The sequence below is a fragment of the Pseudomonas gebzensis genome, assembly GCF_034427815.1.
In the GTDB taxonomy this organism is placed as follows: domain Bacteria; phylum Pseudomonadota; class Gammaproteobacteria; order Pseudomonadales; family Pseudomonadaceae; genus Aquipseudomonas.
Map to the genome: position 1 here is coordinate 189,589 of NZ_JAXQNS010000003.1, position 18,422 is coordinate 208,010.

General features: G+C 65.1%; 16 protein-coding genes. 5 read left to right on the forward strand and 11 right to left on the reverse strand.

Features of this window, described 5'->3' with window-relative positions; all coding sequences use genetic code 11:
* Positions 1-4: 4 nt before the first annotated feature.
* Genes SJI00_RS07890 through SJI00_RS07910 form a run of 5 tightly spaced genes read right to left on the reverse strand, consistent with a single transcriptional unit; the run spans position 5 to position 4,881 of the window.
* The gene (locus SJI00_RS07890; protein ID WP_322461170.1) at positions 5-1,027 is read right to left on the reverse strand and encodes a polysaccharide biosynthesis/export family protein; all 1,023 of its coding nucleotides are present in this window, start codon (positions 1,025-1,027) and stop codon (positions 5-7) included.
* A 21-nt stretch (positions 1,028-1,048) separates the two neighbouring features.
* On the reverse strand, positions 1,049-1,699 hold the full coding sequence (locus SJI00_RS07895) for a CpsD/CapB family tyrosine-protein kinase (RefSeq protein WP_322461171.1): 651 nt from the start codon (positions 1,697-1,699) through the stop codon (positions 1,049-1,051).
* Position 1,700: 1 nt separating this feature from the next.
* On the reverse strand, positions 1,701-2,447 hold the full coding sequence (locus SJI00_RS07900; RefSeq protein WP_322461172.1) for a sugar transferase: 747 nt from the start codon (positions 2,445-2,447) through the stop codon (positions 1,701-1,703).
* On the reverse strand, positions 2,444-3,535 hold the full coding sequence (locus SJI00_RS07905; protein WP_322461173.1) for an NAD-dependent epimerase: 1,092 nt from the start codon (positions 3,533-3,535) through the stop codon (positions 2,444-2,446). The genes SJI00_RS07900 and SJI00_RS07905 overlap by 4 nt, the downstream gene beginning before the upstream one ends.
* Entirely contained in the window at positions 3,532-4,881 is a 1,350-nt protein-coding gene (locus SJI00_RS07910; RefSeq protein ID WP_322461174.1) for a UDP-glucose dehydrogenase family protein, read from the reverse strand. The genes SJI00_RS07905 and SJI00_RS07910 overlap by 4 nt, the downstream gene beginning before the upstream one ends.
* 383 nt (positions 4,882-5,264) lie before the next feature.
* On the opposite strand from SJI00_RS07910, the gene SJI00_RS07915 reads away from it, so the two are divergent.
* Positions 5,265-6,956: a sulfatase-like hydrolase/transferase gene (locus tag SJI00_RS07915; protein WP_322461175.1), complete on the forward strand. Its 1,692-nt coding sequence runs from the start codon at positions 5,265-5,267 to the stop codon at positions 6,954-6,956.
* Between the two features lie 128 nt (positions 6,957-7,084).
* Here SJI00_RS07915 and SJI00_RS07920 read toward each other — a convergent pair whose 3' ends face one another.
* Positions 7,085-7,843: a PIG-L deacetylase family protein gene (locus tag SJI00_RS07920; RefSeq protein WP_322461371.1), complete on the reverse strand. Its 759-nt coding sequence runs from the start codon at positions 7,841-7,843 to the stop codon at positions 7,085-7,087.
* A 464-nt stretch (positions 7,844-8,307) separates the two neighbouring features.
* Here SJI00_RS07920 and SJI00_RS07925 point away from each other — a divergent pair, with 464 nt between their 5' ends.
* Complete coding sequence (locus SJI00_RS07925; RefSeq protein ID WP_322461176.1) at positions 8,308-9,393, forward strand: metal-dependent hydrolase; 1,086 nt, start codon at positions 8,308-8,310, stop codon at positions 9,391-9,393.
* A 274-nt stretch (positions 9,394-9,667) separates the two neighbouring features.
* On the opposite strand, the gene SJI00_RS07930 is transcribed toward SJI00_RS07925, so the two are convergent.
* The 5 genes from SJI00_RS07930 to SJI00_RS07950 all read right to left on the reverse strand — a co-directional run bounded on the left by SJI00_RS07930 (position 9,668) and on the right by SJI00_RS07950 (position 14,503).
* Positions 9,668-10,636 (reverse strand): endonuclease, encoded by a 969-nt coding sequence (locus tag SJI00_RS07930; RefSeq protein WP_322461372.1) that lies wholly within the window; start codon positions 10,634-10,636, stop codon positions 9,668-9,670.
* Between the two features lie 64 nt (positions 10,637-10,700).
* Entirely contained in the window at positions 10,701-11,828 is a 1,128-nt protein-coding gene (locus tag SJI00_RS07935) for an HlyD family secretion protein (protein WP_322461177.1), read from the reverse strand.
* On the reverse strand, positions 11,825-13,474 hold the full coding sequence (locus SJI00_RS07940; RefSeq protein WP_322461178.1) for an MFS transporter: 1,650 nt from the start codon (positions 13,472-13,474) through the stop codon (positions 11,825-11,827). The genes SJI00_RS07935 and SJI00_RS07940 overlap by 4 nt, the downstream gene beginning before the upstream one ends.
* Before the next feature lie 264 nt (positions 13,475-13,738).
* A complete protein-coding gene (locus SJI00_RS07945) occupies positions 13,739-14,041 on the reverse strand; it encodes a chorismate mutase (protein ID WP_322461179.1) in 303 nt (100 codons plus the stop codon).
* Between the two features lie 195 nt (positions 14,042-14,236).
* Positions 14,237-14,503 (reverse strand): hypothetical protein, encoded by a 267-nt coding sequence (locus tag SJI00_RS07950; RefSeq protein WP_322461180.1) that lies wholly within the window; start codon positions 14,501-14,503, stop codon positions 14,237-14,239.
* A 333-nt stretch (positions 14,504-14,836) separates the two neighbouring features.
* Here SJI00_RS07950 and SJI00_RS07955 point away from each other — a divergent pair, with 333 nt between their 5' ends.
* From SJI00_RS07955 to SJI00_RS07965, 3 genes are all read left to right on the forward strand, one after another.
* A complete protein-coding gene (locus SJI00_RS07955) occupies positions 14,837-16,162 on the forward strand; it encodes a sigma-54 dependent transcriptional regulator (RefSeq protein ID WP_322461181.1) in 1,326 nt (441 codons plus the stop codon).
* A 75-nt stretch (positions 16,163-16,237) separates the two neighbouring features.
* Positions 16,238-17,062, forward strand: coding sequence for a histidinol-phosphatase (gene hisN, locus SJI00_RS07960; RefSeq protein ID WP_322461182.1), 825 nt, complete (start codon positions 16,238-16,240; stop codon positions 17,060-17,062).
* A gap of 373 nt (positions 17,063-17,435) precedes the next feature.
* A complete protein-coding gene (locus SJI00_RS07965; RefSeq protein WP_322461373.1) occupies positions 17,436-18,167 on the forward strand; it encodes a hypothetical protein in 732 nt (243 codons plus the stop codon).
* Positions 18,168-18,422 lie beyond the last annotated feature (255 nt).

Below are 18,422 nucleotides of genomic sequence, written 5' to 3' on the forward strand. Positions count from 1 at the left end.
GTGGTCAGTCAGAGTTGCTGTTCTTGTTGTCGACGCGGTAGCTGAAGCTGAAGCCAAAGCCCTGGAACAGCACCACATCGGCCAGTTGCCGGGCCAGTTCGCCGGCGCTGGCCAGCTTGGTCTTGGGCACGTAGAGCATGTCGTCGGGCTGCAGGTAGGCCACTTGTGCGGCGCTGGCGTCCAGGGCACGGTCGATGTTGTAGGGGAAGGCCTGCACCTGGTTGCCGTTGCGTCGCAGGATCATCACCGAATCCAGGCGTGCCTTGAGGTTCGGGCCGCGCGCCAGGGTCAGCGCTTCGAGCACCGAGATCGGCCGGCGAATCGGGTAGGCGCCGGGGGCGGCCACCTCACCGAGCACGAAGATCTCGTTGGCGGCGGTGGACTTGAGCATCACGTCCACGGTCATGCGCCCGGGCAGGTCGGCGTAGCGTTTGTTGAGGAAGGTCTGCAACTGCTGCACGGTCATGCCTTGCAACGCCACCGCGCCGATTTCCGGAAAGCTGGCCATGCCATCGGTGCCCACGGTGATCTCGCGGCTCAGGCCGGTGCCGGGGTGGGTGAGCGAGCTGCGCAGGTTCTGCTCGTTGCTCATGGCGCTGAGCACCTGCACCGTGAGCTGGTCGCGGTTGGGCTGGAACAGGCTCTTGTTGCGGTAGGCCTGTTGAATGGTGCGGCGCGCTTGGTCGGCAGTCTGCCCGGCGACGTTCACCGTGGTGTTGGCCCGGGGCAGCTCGATGCTGCCGTCAGGCAGTACCAGCTGGTTGCCATTGAGCGAGCTGGCCGAGAGAAAACCCAGGCCGAGGTTGTCGCCGGGCTGGATGCGGTAGGCCTGCGAGCCGCTGTTGCTGATGTGGAAGATCACATCGAGCACATCCTGTGGCCGCAGCACCTGTTCGCGGCGCGGCAGTTCGCTGTCCTGGGCCTGGGCCGGGGTCGCGGTCATGATCTGCACCGGCATCTGCCGGGCCTCCTGGCTGGCGCAACCGGCGAGGGTCAGCAGGCACAGGGCAATCAGTGAATGTTTCATGGAAAGCTCCTGGGTACGGGCCTAGAGGTGGTCGTAGAGCCACTTGGGCATGTAGTACTTGCGCTTGTTGAACACGCTGCCAATGACCGTCGCGCCGGCCTGGGCCAGGCGCTGCAACGCGGCCTGGGCCACTTCCTGGCGGGTCTGTTCAGCGGTGACCACCAGGATCACACCGTCCACCAGGCTGCCCAGCACCAGGCTGTCGGCGCTGGCGTAGACGGCCTCGCCGTCGATCACCACGAAGCGGTAACGCCGGCTCAGCTGGGCCAACAGCGCGCGCAACTGCTCCGGGTCCAGGCGCTCGCGGCCGCGGCGGTAGTTGCCTGCCGGCAGCAGGTCGAAGGGCTGGTCGGACAAGCGCACCAGGCTGTCTTGCAGCAGCGGTGGTGTGTCGTGGTCGAACAGCAGGTCGCTGAAGCCGCGCAGCTTGCCCAGGCCCAATTGCTGGCTGAGGTTGTTGGTGCTCGGGCTGCCGTCGACCAGCAACACGTTGCCAGCACTCATCAGTGCCAACTGGCTGGCAAACGCCAGTGCACTGGTGCTGGTGCCGCCGCCGCTGTTGGCGGCGGTCAGCAGCAGCGTTCGCTGCTCCAGGTCGAGCACGGTGGCGGTCAGGTTGGTTTCGCTGGGGGTGGCGATGCTCAGGCTTCTCGATGATGTCGAACCGTCCATCTCAACTTGCTCCGTGGCCAGTGAAGACTGTGAAAGGAGTCTTGAGCAGGATCTTCAGGTCCAGCATCAGGCTCTGTTCGTTGATGTAACTGAGGTCGAGTGCGACGCGCTGGTCGAAATCGATGTTGCTGCGCCCGGAGATCTGCCAGAGGCCGGTCATGCCGGGGTGGATCGACAGCCGCGCGAGGTGGCTGTCGTGGTAGCGGTAGGCGTTGAACGACGTCGGCCGGGGGCCGACCAGGCGCATGTCGCCAATCACCACATTGATCAGGTTGGGCAACTCGTCGAGGCTGCTGCGCCGCAGCCAGCCGCCCACCGAGGTGATGCGCGGGTCCTGGTCGAGCTTGAAGTCGATGGAGTCGGCGCCGTGCTTGTTGAGGTGACGCAAGGACTCTTTCAGGTCTTCGGCGTTGGCCACCATGGTGCGGAACTTGTACATGCCGAAGGTGCGTCCGCGGTAACCGGTGCGCCGCTGCACGAAAAACACCGGGCCGGCGCTGGAGCGCTTGATCAGCACCGCCAACAGCAGAAACAGCGGCGACAGCAGCGTCAGCAGCAGCAGGGCGGCGCCGCACGAGAGCACGCGGTTGGTGCGTGACAAGGTCCAGGGCCGCCCGCCCAGGCGCCCGCTGAACCAACCGCGGCCCTGCTTGTGGATCGCCGCATCGATACGCTGGCGGTGGACCGGGTCCAGGCGCTTGTCGTGCTTGCGTGGCTCGGTGGCAATGCGCTGGGTTTGGCTGTTCATGACACCCTCCGGCGGTCCGCCTGCTCGCGTACCGGGCTCGGCGAGGGGCTGTGTGAGTAATGGTTCTTGAACCAGGCAACGAAGCGCCCGAGCCCTTGGTCGAGTGAGGTGTGCGGGGTGAAACCGGTGATCTGAGCCAGGTCGCTGGCATCGGCGCAGGTGCTCAGGACGTCGCCTGGTTGCAGCGGCAGCAGCTCGATGTGGGCAACGCGCTGCAGGTGTTTTTCCAGCAGCGCGACATAGTCGAGCAGTTGCACCGGTCGCTGCCCGCCGATGTTGTACAGCCGCCACGGCGCCTGGCTGCTGGCCGGGTCCGGGGTGTGCGCGTTCCAGCTGGGGTTGGCCTGTGGCGGCAGTGGGATCAGGCGCACCAGGCTTTCCACGATGTCGTCGATGTAGGTGAAGTCGCGCTGGTGTCGACCCTCGTTGAACAGCTGGATCGGCCGGCCTTCGCTGATGGCGCGGGCGAACAGCATCGGCGACATGTCAGGCCGGCCCCATGGCCCATACACGGTGAAGAAACGCAGACCGCTGCACGGCACGCCGTACAGGTGGCTGTAGCTGTGGGCCATGGCCTCGTTGGCTTTCTTGGTGGCGGCGTACAGCGACAGCGGATGGTCGGCGCCTTCCTGCACGCGGTAGGGCGTGCGCTGGTTGGCGCCATACACCGAACTGGACGAGGCATAGAGCAAGTGGCTGACCGGGTTGCGCCGGCAGCCTTCGAGCACATTGAGAAAGCCCGCCAGATTGCTGTCCAGGTAGGCGTGCGGGTTCTGCAGCGAGTAACGCACCCCGGCCTGGGCGGCCAGGTGCACCACCACGTCCGGGCGCTGGGTGGCGAACAGCCCGGCCACGCCGTTGCGGTCGGCCAGGTTCAGGCTGTCGAGGGTCAGGCGGCCGATCGACACACCGTTGAGCACATTGGTGCTGGCATCGCGCCGTACCCACTGCACGCGGGCATGCTTGAGGGCCGGGTCGTAGTAGTCGTTGAAATTGTCCACACCGTGCACGTCGTGGCCGTCGAGCAGCAAGCGGCGGCAGGTGTGGGCGCCGATGAACCCGGCCACGCCGGTGACCAGCACTTTCATGATGCGTTGACCGGGGCGACGTGGCGCAGGCCGATGCCGCTGTAGCGCAGGCCATGGGCAGCCATCTGCTCAGGGTCATAGAGGTTGCGCCCGTCGATGACCAGACGGCTGCGCAGCTTGCTCGCCAACAGGGCGAAGTCGATGACACGAAAATGCTTCCATTCGGTGCAGATCACCAGAGCGTCGGCGTCCTGCAGGGTGTCGTCGCGGGTGGCGCACAGGTGCAGGTCGGCGCGGTAACCGTACAAACGGCGGCATTCGTCCATGGCTTGCGGGTCATAGGCGCGCACGTTGGCGCCCTCGGCCCATAGCGCTTCGATCAGGTAGCGGCTGGGCGCTTCGCGCATGTCGTCGGTGTTGGGCTTGAAGGCCAGGCCCCAGACCGCGATCGACGCCCCCTCCAGGGGCTTGCCCAGGTGCCTGGCGAGCTTGGCGAAGAGCAGCCGGCGTTGCTGGTCGTTGACGTCGCTGACGCTTTGCAGCAGCTGCAGCGGCATGCCGCTCTGGGTGGCGCTGTGCAGCAGGGCGCGGATGTCCTTGGGGAAGCACGAGCCGCCAAAGCCGCAGCCGGGGTAGATGAAGTGGTAGCCGATGCGTGGGTCCGAGCCGATACCTCGGCGCACCGCTTCGATGTCAGCCCCCAGGCGTTCGCTGAGGTTGGCCAGCTCGTTCATGAAGCTGATGCGGGTGGCGAGCATGGCGTTGGCGGCGTACTTGGTCAGCTCGGCGCTACGGTTGTCCATGAACATCAGTTTTTCCCGGCTGCGGCTGAACGGCGCATACAGCTCGCCCAGCAGGTCGCCGGCCCGGTCGTCGTCGCTGCCAACGATGATCCGGTCGGGGCGCATGCAGTCAGCCAGGGCGCTGCCTTCCTTGAGAAACTCGGGGTTGGAGACCACGCTCACGCTCAGCTCGCCTTTGCCCAGGCGGCGCAGTTCGTCGAGCGCCAGTGCCTTGACCTGGTCGGCGGTACCCACCGGCACGGTGGACTTGATGATCACGGTGCGGTTGCTGGTCATCAGCGCGGCGATCTGCCGGGTGACTTCCAGCACGTGACTGAGGTCGGCCGAGCCGTCTTCATCGGGCGGGGTGCCAACCGCGATGAACAGCAGCTCGGCGTGGGCCACCGCATCGCTGGCCTGGGTGCTGAACGACAGGCGTCCGGCCTGCAGGTTGTCTTCGAGCAACTCCGACAGCCCTGGCTCGCTGATCGGCGGCACGCCTTGGCTCAGTTGCGAAATCTTGTGCGTGTCGACATCGACGCACAGTACCCGGTGACCCACATCCGCCAGGGCCACCGCTTGGACCAGGCCCACGTAACCACTACCAAAAACGCTCACGTCCATGCCGGCGTGCCTCAGGGTTGAGTAAGAAAGATGAAACAGCGACGTGGAAGGTTTATAGCGCAGGCCGCGGAGAATGCGTCAAAGCAATGGCATGTTTCGTCGCAGTTACATCGCCTGGCCGTTTGGCACTTGGCCATCAATCCCTTTTGTATCCGTGACTTAGCGCGACAACTGAATGGCGGTCATCGGAATCCAATCGGATGAACGGTCGTAAGTGATTGATTATGCGCGGTACCGCCTGATAGACAGGCCCGCTAAGTGGTTTTGGGAACGCCAGAATAAGGCGATGTGATATCGCCGGTATCTTGACGTTTTCCACCTTGTGAATTGTTTCAACGGTGCTACGGTTGCAGTGAAAACCTGTGACCGGAGTGCTCGACATCATGCGTACATGGATCAAATGGCTGTTGTTGGTGGTGTATCTGGCGTCGTTTCACAGTGACTACCGCGAGCGTCTGGAGGGGTTGGGCGCAGGGGTGCCACTGCTGCTGTACGCGGGCCTGTTCATGGTGTTGACGCTAGCGTTGCTGCTGGGCGCCTGGACCCGGCCGGCGCCGCTGCGCTGGGCGCTGGCCCTGACCTTCGGCGCCAGTGCGGCGATGTTCGATGCCTATGGGCGGATCACCGACAGCTACCTGACCTACAGCGCTTTCGTGTCGATGGTGTATGCCGGTGGCTTCATCGAGGAGGCGCTGCAGCAGTACGGGGCGGCCATTGGCGTGGCGCTGGGCAAGGCGCTGCTGCTGGTGGTCGGTATCGGCCTGCGCCCGCCGTTGGCGCCGCGCCTGCCGCGCGGGTTGCCGGCACTGGCACCGGCGCTGGCGCTGTTGCTGCTGATCGGGGTGCTGTTCGTGCGCGCCGGGGAGGGCGCGCGCGGCTTGCCAGTGATGTACACGCCGCTGGCCTACCTCACGCTGTTCGGCTACGAGAGCCTGCACGACAGCGTCGGCCCGCGCCAGGCGGTGAGCCTGGCGCGGCCGCAGGCACCGGCAGCGCAGCACATCGTGCTGGTGATCGACGAAAGCATTGCCGGCAACTACCTGGACATCAACACCCCAGGCGGTATCAGCAGCCACTTGGCCGGGCGCCTGCCCGGTGTGCAACTGATCAATTTCGGCTATGCGGCCTCGGTGGCCAACTGTAGCGCCGACACCAACGTAACCCTGCGCTATGGCGGCACCCGCGCCGATTACCTGCGCATCAACAGTACCCAGCCGTCGATCTGGCAGTACGCCAAGGCCGCCGGCTTGCGCACCGTCTACATCGATGGGCAGCGCACGGGCGGCGCCCTGCAGAACCTGATGACCGCCACCGAGCAGCGCGACATCGACCAGTTCGTGCAATTCGATGACGCCCCGGTACAGCAGCGCGACATGGCCGGCGTCGCGCAACTGGTGGCGCTACTGAAGAGCCCGACGCCGCAACTGATCGTCATCAACAAGGTGGGGGCGCATTTCCCGGTGCATGACAAATACCCGGACGCCTTCATGCATTACACCCCGGCGTTGCCGCGTGGACAGTTCGCCAACGTCGGCGACACGGGCGATCGCACGGGCTTCGACGGCGGCACGCAAGACTGGCTGCGCTATCGCAACGCCTACCGCAACACGCTGCTGTGGAACGTGGGGGAATTCTTCAACCGGCTGCTCAGCCAGGGCGACCTGAGCAATACCGTGCTGATCTACACCTCCGATCACGGCCAGGACCTGCACGAGCGCGGCAATCCCGGCCTGAACACGCACTGCGACAGCGACCCCATGGCCGAGGAAGGCCTGGTGCCGCTGCTGGTGCTGCAAGGAGAGGGCCTGCACACGCTCGACTGGAAAGCCCACCTGGCACAGAACCGTAACGCTTCGAGCCACTACAACATCTTCCCCACGCTGCTGTTGCTGATGGGCTACGAGCGCACGGGGGTGACGGCGATGTACGGCCAGCCGCTGGATGTCCCGACCCAGGACCCGTTTACCTTCAATGCACGTTTCAATGCCCGGCTGGGGGCCAAGCCGGATTTCCGCCCTATCGACCTGAATCAGGTGGTGATGCCGGATCAAGCGCGCGATGCGAGGGGTGGGTAAAGCGCCGTGAACGCTAGCGGGGGGCGGGGCGCCGGTTAGCCGCGATGCGCCGCAAGGCGCCCCCAGCGGATTTCATTCGGCTTGATTGACTGGATTGGCCTGCGTCGTCCCGGGCTGAGCCAGGCACTTCACACAAAGACCAACTCGAACGGCTGCAACACACACTCCAACAAATGCGCCGGCACGACGGGCGGGCGGCCGTCGTCTTCGCTGAGCTGGCTGGTGTGGGCCTGAATGGCTTGGCGTTTGCGCGCCAGGCTTGCTTCGTCGAGCGGGATGCGCCGGGCGCGTTCCCACGGCAGGCGGGTATCGTCTGGGCCAGCCCAATGCCAGGCCCAGACCGGCACTTCGAGCAGCTGCGCACCACGGGCCTGGGCGGCTTGCGCGCCGGCGCGGCCGACAGCTTCGTGATCGGTGTGGCCGTCGCCGCGCCACGGCACCATCAGGATGTCATCGGGCTTGAGCAACTGGCTCAAGTGGTTGACCAGGTAGGCTTCATCGCGTTGCACGCCGCCGTCCTTGAGGTTCAGGCGTCGCCAGTCGAGGCGGTTGAGGTCAAGGTTCAGCGCCTGCAGGGCATGCCGGCTTTCCAGTGGCCGCTGATGGCGCAGGCGTCGCTCGCTCCACGCCTCGGACCCCGGGTGGCTGCCTTCGCCGTCAGTGGCCGAGATCAGCAGCAGGTCGTCTTCACGGCCATGGAAGCTGGTCAGCAGCCCGCCAGCCATCAGCACTTCATCGTCCGGATGCGGCGCCACCAGCACCAGACGCCGGCCTGGCGGGCACAGTTGCTGCGGGTCGATCCACGCGGCGCGGGCCAGGTGCGCGCAGTGCTGCCATTGGTGCCAGGGAGTGCCATGGCTGGCTTGGATCAGGTTGGCGTCGTTCATCAGGGCGAAGCTCCCAGGCAGGCGGCGCGCGCGCTGGCGCAGAGGTGTGCGCAAGGGCGGGTCGCCAGAACTCATCAAGGTGTCGTGGGTTCAGAGGACGCGGCTCGCCTGGGAGTTCCACCGCAGCGCTGGCCGGGGCCGCGGCAACTGCGCCAAGACCGCGAGATTGCCCTGTGCCTGTTCACCGCCGTACGGCGAGCCCGTGGCCCTCGACGCTCGGATGCACCAGGCACCAGGCACCAGGCACCAGGCACCGCACATTACGCCCTGTACGGGTGCGGGGACCGGGATGTGCATCCCTCGAGGCAGCGCCTCAGTGCGTTGCGTGCCGCCCCTGCTGTGCTCTGCACCTCGCCTGCTTGGGCAGGCGCGCCGATTCACCGATCCCGCACTTGGCGTGGAATTTTGCCATCGGCGCCTGATCCCAGTAGCGTGCCCGCCGTCTCTTCAGGAACTGTCGCTCCATGGATTCGATCACCCAAGCCCTGCTGGGCGCTGCATTGCAAGGCTCGCTGCTGGGCCGTATTCAGGGCCGCCGCGCGCTGGTCTATGGCGCCGTGCTGGCCACCGTGCCGGACCTCGATGTGTTCGTGCACTACGCCGACCCCGTGTCGCAAATGACCTACCACCGCGGTTTTTCCCACTCACTGTTCGTGCTGACCGCGCTGGGGTTGGCGCTCTCGACCCTGGTCACGGCGCTGGCCCGATGGCGTTGGCCCGACCACGGCTATCGCTGGCCACGGCTGATGTTGACGTTCTGGCTGGTGCTGGTGACCCATCCATTGCTCGATGCCTTCACCGTCTACGGGACCCAGCTGCTCTGGCCGCTGCAGGTCACGCCGCAGAGTTGGGCGGGGGTGTTCATCATCGATCCGCTGTACAGCGTGCCGCTGCTGCTGACGGTGGTCTATGCCGGCGTGCGCGGGGTGGGCGAGGGTGCGCGGCGCTGGCTCGCCGCCGCGCTGGTGTTCAGCACCTTGTACCTGGGTTGCGGGATTGCCGGGCGCCTGGTGAGTGAGCAGCGCTTTGCCGCAGCCCTGGACGCCCAAGGGATTGCCCACAGCCACGTGCGCGCCGTGCCGATGGCGTTCAATACCCTGCTCTGGCGGGTGATGGCCAAGACCCCGGACGGCCACTACTACGAAGGGGTGAGCAGCCTGCTGGACACGGCGCCCCCGGAAATGCAGCGCCAGGCCTTGCACCTGGACGCCGCGCAACCCCTGGCGGGCGTGCCGCTGCACGAACGTTTGCGCTGGTTTACTGGCGACTGGCTGCGCTACGACATCATTGGCGATGCGCTGGTGGTCAGCGACCTGCGCATGGGCATGCCGAGCGACTACAACTTCCGCTTCCTCATGGCCCGGCGTGATGCGCAGGGCCAGTGGCAGCCAGTGCAGCCGTCGCGCTGGCCGGGCAACAGTGCCCGCGCCATGTTCGACCGGCAAATGCTGGGGCTGTTATGGCAGCGGATCTTCGATCAGCGGCCGCCGCTGCCACTGGCCGCCTGGCAGGTGCAGTCCCTTGGCAAGGACGCGGCGCTTCAGAGGTAACGCCAGTCCGTTGATGCCCGTTGCACTCCTTCGGGCGTCCTATGAGCCCATTGCGATTGACCGAAACGCCGGGCTGGCCGCTCGCACGTGCGTATCACCTGGAACGCACACGGTCCTGCAGGCGGCTATTGCCGCGATGGCCGGCGCAGCCGGCCTGATTCAGGCACCCAAGATTACGGGTAAACAGGGGTCGCAGCCCTGGGCGGCTTTGCCGCCCATCGCGGCAATAGCCGCTCCACAGGGTGTAGGGGTCAACGACTTCCGGATACCTCGATCAGCGGCAGTTACCGGCCTTGCGATAACCCTCGGCCTGCGCCTGCGCTTCGGACTCGAAGCTGATGCGGTTCTTGGCGCCGACCTGCGAGTAGCTCGGGCAGCCAGTGGGCAGGTGATACACGTGGCTGTTGCGGTTGCCGACGATGGTGCCACCGGCTGAACCCGAGGGTTTGCCGGCAACGGCGCTGGCCGAGGCTTTCGCTGTGCTGGCAACCGTTGCCCCCACGCCATCGCCCACCGGCTTGTAACCCTGGCTCCACTGCCGCGCACCGCTCACGAACGGGTTGCCGTGGCCCATGATCGCGCTGATGCGGCGGTCACGCTCCTTCTCCCAGGCATTGACCGGGAACTGTTTGTCCCAGGCCATCAGCAGGCGTTGCTGCTGGTTGGACATGTTCAGTTTGTAGCGATCGAACATGTAGAACGTGGTGCGCGCCACCAGGCCTTTGACCTCGTCGCGCGGCTCTGCGGTGCGCTGCTGAAAGTCGATGCGGGTCTTGCACTGACCGTACTGCGGGGCCACGCCCGAGGTCATGCCGTAGTTGAAGTTGCTGCGGTCGCCGTTCACTTCGCCTACCGCAGGGTAGAGGTTGAACAGGTCGGCTTCCATGGCGCGGAACACCGGGTCGTTATCGACACATTGCTTGCGTCCGCCGTTCTGCCAGCATTGGCGCTGGTGGCCGAAGGTCCAGGCCGGGACGATATGTTCCCACTCGGTGCGCTCGGCGCGATTGGCCTGTTTACGGGTGGTGTAGCCGCACGAAGCCGGGTCGATCCGTCCGCCGGACTTGCCCACCCATTGCCACTTGCAGCCGCAGTACAAATCACCCGTGGCGCTGCTGGCCTGGTCGAGGTAGACCTTTTCCTTGGCCACCACCTTGGCTTGGGTGAACGTATCGGGCGGGCTGGCGAAAGTGGGGAAAGCGACAGCAAACGTAAGGGTTAACGCAGATAACAGCTTGATCATGGTCACAATGGGGTCAGAAAAAGGGCTCGCATTATAGTCATTCCTTTGACGCGAGACCCACCCGTTACTGCGCCGTGTCGATGCTCACCACCACCGACATGCCGGGGCGCAGGCGCTTGGCGTCGGCCTGGTCGGCGTCGACCGTGATGCGCACCGGAATGCGCTGGGCGATCTTGACGAAGTTGCCGGTGGCGTTGTCGGCCTGCAGCAGTGCGAATTCCGAGCCAGTGGCTGGGGCGATCTGCTCGACATGGCCCGTCAGCTTGCGGTGGTTGAGGGCATCGACGGTGAAGCTGACCTTCTGGCCAATGCGCACATCGGCCATCTGCGTTTCCTTCAGGTTGGCGATCACCCACAGAGTGTCAGGCACCAGCGCCATCAGTTGCGCACCGGAATTCACGTACGCACCCAGGCGCGTGCCGATCTGGCCCAGCTGGCCGTCGCGCGGGGCTATGACGCGGGTATTGTCCAGATCGATGCGCGCCAGGTTGACGCTGGCCTTGGCGTTCTCCACGGCCGCTTCCAAGGAACCTCGGTTGACGATCACCGATTGCAGGTCTTGCCGGGCGATTTCCAGGGCTGCCTGGGCCTGGGCCACACTGGCCTGCGCCTGCGCGGCGGCGGCGCGGGTGATGTCGAACTCACGGCGCGACACCGAGCCATCGCTGACCAGAGCCTGATTGCGGCGCAGGTCGGCCTTGGCCTTGTCGCGCTGGGCGGCGGCGTCGTTGATCGCTGCCTGGCGCTGGGCGATGGTGGCTTCGGCGCTGTGGCGCTGCTGCAGGTTGTTGGCCAGGGCCGCTTCCTGTTGCTGCTGTTGGGCAATGGCCTGGGCCAGGCGCTGACGGTAGATGCGGTCGTCCAGACGCACCAGCAGATCGCCGGCCTTGACGAACTGGAAGTCGTGCACCGGCACCTCGACGATGTAGCCGGCCAGTTGTGGGCCAATGGTCGTCACCTGACCCTTGACCAACGCGTTCTCGGTGCTCTCGATAGGGCTGCTGAACGGCGGCAGGCGCCAGGCATAGAGCACCAGCAGCACACCGGCCAAGGCGATGGCGGCGAACACCAGGGTCGACAGCAGGCGCACGCGGCGCGTGCCGGAGGGGTTTTCCGGCTCGCTGGGCGGCGCTTTGCCCTCCGGGGTTTCGGCCAGGGCGGTGGTGGTGGTCGAAGGGGTTTCCTGGGTCATTGGGTCGAGGCACCGGCAGTGGAAGAGGAGGAAGGCGTGCGGCGGGCCGAGTACCAGACCCACAGGCTGCGCAGGAAAATCCACGCCATGGTCAACAGGGCGATGCCCCCGATCAGCATGAACACATCGTTGTAGGCCAGCACATTGGCTTCGCGGGTGGCGGCGTTGGCCAGCAAGCGCGTACCGATCTCGGTGCGCAGCCCCGGATCGGCGAGCTGCCCGGCATAACTGGCACCGCCACTTTGCACACGTGCCGCCACCAGCGGGTCGAAGGCGCTGAGGCGCTCGGTGATCTGGCTGGAATGGAATTTCTCGCGCCAGATCTGAAACGTGCCCAGCAGCGCCGCGCCGATCAGCCCGCCGAGGTTGTTGCAGATCCCGAACAGCACGGAAAAGCTCACCAGGTTGCGCGGGTTGGCGCGCACGTGGCTGATGCCCAAGACCATGCACGGGCCGAGGAAGAAGGTGCCGCCAAAGGCCAGCAGGAACTGGCTGACGTACATCTGCGCCGGGCGCGTGAGGTTGCTTGAAGTACTGTCCATGAAGGCGCCCGCCGCCATGGCCGCGACCGAGATGAACAACGGCCAGATCAGGTGCGAGGGGTTGATGGTCAGCGCGCTGGTGGCCAGCCCCGCCACTGCGCCGAGCAGCATGATTGCGTACAGCGAGCGCATCTGCTCACTGCCCATGTTCAGCGCCTGCAAAAAGCCCACCGCGCCGGTGGACTGCTCGGAGGTGACCATGCGAATCAGGATCACGCACAGCGCCAGGCGGATCACCGCCGCGCTGCCCAGCCAGCGGGTCATCAGCAACGGGTTGCGGCGGTTGTGCTCGATCGCCAGGCCACTGCAGATCAGCGCAATGGAGGCGGCCAGAGCGATGCCGATCCATGGCGTTTCCAGCCACCACTCGATGCGCCCCAGCGACAGCGCGGCGCAGAGCAGCGCGGTGCCGCCGGCCATCAGCGAGAACGTCAGAAAGTCCAGTGGCTCGAAAGTCTTGAAGCGGTCGCCGGGCGGCAACTTCAGCATCAGCACGCAGCCCAGTGCGGTGACCGCCAGCCCCAGCTCAAACAGGTACAGACCGCGCCATTCGGCGATCTGCAGCAGGTCTTCGGAGAACACCCGCGCCAGCGGCAAGGCCAGCTGTGAAGCGCCCAGGCCCAGCACCATGGCACGCAACCGCCATTTGGCCGGAAACGCCTGGATCATGTAGTACAGCCCCAGCGAGCTCAGCGCCGCACCCACCATGCCGTGGGCCGCACGCACCGCCACGGCGGAATTCAGGTCATTGACGAACAGGTGGGCGAAGGTCACCAGCGCGTAGAGCACCAGGAACACTTCGGTGAACGCACGCAGGCCGAACTCCTGACGAAATTTCACCAGCAGCAGGTTCATCGACACGTTGGTCATCACATAGGCGGCCGGCAGCCAGGCCATCTCGGCGGTGGTTGCGCCCAGCGCGCCTTGCAGAAACACCAGGTTGGCGGTGACCAGCGCATTGCCCAGCCCGCCGGTGATTGCCACCAGCAGGCCGACGATGCCATAGGCCAGCCGCTTGCTCGGTGCGTGCAACGGCGTGGACGGCGAGCCGGGCAGCACCGGTCGTTCATGCTCTTGCCACTGGCGGGGGGCGTACTTGTCCATGACGTGGTCTGCGCGGGTCGTTGAGGCGTGGAGGTGAGTCTAATGGACTGGAAGGGAATGGAAAAATTCTGTCACAAGGCCCGGAAAGGTCGATGGGCGACACGAATGAGGCCTGATGCTGCCGGGGGTCGGGGGCTGAAAACGCGTTTTTATCGGGCGGTACGCGTCGCTGCCCGGCCCTCCGGCTAGCCCCGACGGCGCCGGCAGCGTGACGTCAGTCGCAGCGCAGGTCGCTGGGCTGGGGCTGCTGAAGCTGTCACATCCTCAGGCGGTGGTGCTCAGCGCGGCGTGGGTGTTCAGCTCATCCTCGATGAACGCGGCGATCATCGCCCGGTACACGGCCTCGACCACCGTCGGCGATGCACCACTGGCCTCGGCCAGCGCCCGCACCTTGGCAATCACCTGCTCGACCCGCGCCGGGGCGCGTACATCGTCGGTGGTCTTCTTGAAAGCGGCGGCTTGAGTAACAAAGCCGCCCCGTTCGGCCAGCAGTGCCACTAGGTCGCAGTCGATGCGGTCGATATGTTGGCGAACCTCTTCAAGGCACGTGCAGGTAATAGCGTCCATGTTGTAAAACTCCATACCGTGATGTTCATCACTCTTGCGGTGCATAGCAGACGTGATGGAAACCTCGCACGGCGCTTATACATGCGTCATGTAAGGTTCAAATAAAGAAAGGGAGGCTTCGATAAAAAATCCACCCGCGTGCATCAATGCTCGAGCGGGCGGATTTGATAATTGCTTAACGGCCAACAGAAACCGTTACTTAGGCATCGACCATGGCTGCAGGTCATAACCCTTGTCGTTCAGTTCAGCACGTACTTCTTCGATCAGGCTGGCCCATTGGGCAGGGTCGGAATAGGTACGCGACGACACTTGTTTGCTGCCGATACGCGTGTTGGTCCGGTCGATCACCGCCAGGCTCAGCTCTCCAGTTCCATTTGGCGCATCCCAGGCTACACACTGGAAGGGCTCGAAAGCGTGGTCGGCGATCAGCAGTGCTTCGTTGACACGGAGCGGGGCGTTCATGGGTAGCTCTCTCTAGATTCCTGTACTGCGAAAGTAGGTCCGCACGGCAGTCCAGTAAAAGACGCTGCCACGCGGGGTTACTTGTACTGATGCCCGCCGGTAGTGAATGAGTCACACATTTGTGAAAACTTTTTTTGCCTGTAATGGGCGGCGTTTTATAAGCACGGCCGTGTGACGTCAGTTGCGCTATAAAATTCCGGAACAAGTGAAATCGACGGGAAATTGGCAGACAGACGGTCATGGGTGTTTGCACACCAGTTGCTACCTTTACTTCCGGCGTCGCAACTATCTGTTTCCATTCGGAAAACTATTATTTGACGCCAAGGAACAGTCATGTCAGAACCTGCGCCGCTGCGCCGCTTGCTCATCGTTGACCCCTGTGATGACTGTCACCGCCTGCTCCCTGGCCTGCGCAGCGCAGGGTGGGAGGTGAGCAGCTCGACCCTGGCCACGGCCCTGGAACACCCTTGCGACATTGGCGTGCTGCGCCTGCAGGGCTCGCACCTGCGCCATCCGGACGCGGTGAAAGACCTCATCAAGCGTAGCAACACTGAATGGATCGCCGTGCTCAGCGCCGAGGAGCTGCGCACACAGAACGTCGGCGACTTCGTTTGCGAGTGGTTTTTCGATTTCCACACGCTGCCCTTCGATGTGTCGCGCGTGCAGGTCACCCTGGGCCGCGCGTTCGGCATGGCGCGGCTGCGCGGCAAGGGCGCGCCGACCTTAGACCTGCCTGACCATGAGCTGCTCGGGGATAGCCGCCCGATTCGTGAGCTGCGCAAGCTGCTCGGCAAACTGGCGCCCACCGAGTCACCGGTGCTGATCCGCGGCGAAAGCGGCACCGGCAAGGAGCTGGTGGCCAAAACCCTGCATCGGCAGTCGCAGCGCAGCGACAAACCGTTCGTGGCCATCAACTGTGGGGCGATTCCGGAGCACCTGATCCAATCCGAACTGTTCGGCCATGAAAAGGGCGCTTTCACCGGCGCGCACCAGCGCAAGGTCGGGCGCATCGAAGCGGCCCATGGCGGCACGCTGTTTCTCGATGAAATTGGCGACCTGCCGCTCGAACTGCAGGCCAATCTGCTGCGCTTTCTACAGGAGAAACACATCGAACGGGTCGGCGGCAGCCAGCCGATTGCGGTGGATGTGCGGGTCCTGGCAGCCACCCACGTTGATCTGGAAAAGGCCATCGAGCGCGGGCGCTTTCGTGAAGACCTCTATTACCGCCTGAACGTGCTGCAGGTCGCAACCGCGCCGCTGCGCGACCGGCATGGCGACCTGTCGATGCTGGCCAGCCACTTTGCCCACTTCTACAGCCTGGAAACCGGCCGCCGACCGCGCTCGTTCAGCGACAGCGCGCTGTCGGCCATGGGCCACCACGATTGGCCAGGCAACGTGCGCGAGCTGGCCAATCGGGTACGCCGCGGACTGGTGCTGGCCGAAGGGCGGCAGATCGAGGCGCAGGACCTCGGCCTGGAAGCCGCTGAGCAGGACGTGCAGCTGTTCGGCACATTGGAAGACTACAAGCACCGCGCAGAACGCCAGGCTCTGTGCGATGTGCTCAACCGCCACAGTGACAACCTCAGCGTTGCCGCGAAGGTGCTCGGCGTGTCGCGACCGACCTTCTACCGGCTGCTGCACAAGCACCAGATTCGCTGACCGCAGCGTGGCTGCGTGGGGGCAGGGCGTGCGGTATCATGCCAGCCCCTTTCCTGCACCTGAGGCCCCGCCGCCATGCCCTTGAACGCCGAACAGATGGGCGAATTCCGCGCCTTTGCCCTGACCCTGGCCGATGCGGCTGCCGCGGCAATCGAGCCGTACTTCCGCGCCAGCCTGTCGGTCGAGGACAAGGGCGGGCGAATCTACGACCCGGTCACCGTCGCGGACAAAGCCGCCGAAGATGCCATGCGTACGCTGATCCAGGCGCGCTACCCGTCCCACGGCATTCTCGGTGAAGAACATGGCGTGGCCAGAGGCAGCAGCCCATTGACGTGGGTGCTCGACCCCATCGATGGCACTCGCGCCTTCATTACCGGTCTGCCGCTGTGGGGCACGCTGATCGCGCTGAACGACGGTGAGCGCCCGGTGCTCGGGGTGATGAACCAGCCGTTCACCGGCGAGCGCTTCATCGGCACCGGTGACGCCGCCTGGCTCGGTGACCGCCCATTGAAAACCCGTGCCTGCGCTGATCTCGGCGCCGCCTCGCTGATGTGCACCACCCCCGACATGTTCGAGAACGCCAAGCAGAAAGCGGCATTCGAGCGGGTCGCCGGCAAGGCGCGGATGCTGCGCTATGGAGGCGACTGCTACGCCTACTGCATGCTGGCCAGCGGCTTTGTCGACGTGATCGTCGAGGCCAGCCTGCAACCGTATGACGTGCAGGCCTTGATGCCGATCATCGAAGGCGCGGGCGGGGTGATGACCGCCTGGGACGGCGGCTCGGCGCAGCACGGCGGCTGTGTGGTGGCCTGTGGTGATCCAGCGTTGCATGCGCAGGTGCTGGCGCTGTTGCAGCACGCCGATCGCGTGGCGCCAGGATGGGATCTGCAGGGCGAGTAGCGCGAGCTGGCGGGGAGGGCCGGTAAGAGCAGGGTTGCACGTGAAGCGCCCATGCAGCCTCCACTGTGAGGGCCCGCCGGCCACTCTGCAGGCCTGGCCGCTGACCGACGCAACGCTGCGCACAATCGGCCAGCACAATCGGCTATCACAATCGGCCAGCACGGACCCCTGCGCATCTCAGGTCGCACACGCCCCCGTGCAAACGGCCGCTCCGGCGCTCAAGCCCGCCGCGATGGAGGAGGGGCGCCTTGCAGAACTGGCGAGCGGCCTGGGGCCGATGGATGGCGCGCTGCACTTTTTTCAAGATTCAGGCTCTATGTCTGGCCAGGCCACGCCACCCCCGGCGCGGCCGCCAGACTTCGACCCGGTGCCGATGGTTGCTCGCAGACCCTTTTCCCTTTCACGCCTGCTGCTGTTGGGCGTCTTGTCAGTGATGGCCGGTTGCACCCATGAGCAGGGTCGCGACATCGTTCAGCAGCTCGGCGACGGCAAGCCCAGCGAACTGTTCCAGACCAGTGTCGACCGCATGGCCACCTTGTCGATGCATGACAACCTGGAAAGCCTCTACCTGCTGATGAACAAGCTCTACCAGCGCAACCCGAACCAGTGGAAGCAGTCGGGCTACCTCGACGCCGCCACCGCCGAACGGCAGATCCGCCTCGCCATCGAGCAGCGCCAGCCGCTGCCGCAACTGGGTCAGCGGCGGGACTTGGCAGCGCTTAGCTACGCCCTGGACCCGGCGTTTCGCGGGGATCGGGTCGGCGCCTTCATCTATGCCATCGGCAGCATGCTGGTCACCGCCCACGGCGGGCGCACCGAGTTCTACATCACCGATGCCATCGACCCGCTGTTCGTCAACAACGCGGCGCGCAACATCGAAAAGGCCACCTGGATGCTCAGCCAGCGCCAGGATGCCAACGGCGTCCTGCTGCTGTTCTCCAACGAGATTTCCGAGGCGGGCAGCAACCTCAGCTTCGCCGTGGAGTTCGGCAAGATCGTCGCCCGGCTCGACCTGCTGGCGCAGATGCTCGACGAACGTTACCGGCGCATTGGCCTGAACTATGCGCAGAGCCTGCTGCTGATGAACTTCCTGCCGGTGCAGTGAGGCGCTGCAGCGCTGTACACTGGCAGCTTTTCCCTGCAGGCGTGCGCAGTGCCAAGCGCTAGGGCGGCCGGCAACCTTTGCTCGAGCGACCAGGCTGGACCAGGCTGGTGTCGTCCTGTTGCCGCTGACTGCGCAAGCGCAAGCGCGCTACACAGCTCGCGCGGTCGGCACAGTCGGCCCCGTTGCGCCAGCCCGGCGGCTTGCACAACGGAGCGCGCTGTTCAGGCGCCGCTCGCCCTTCGCGCTGCACCCCAT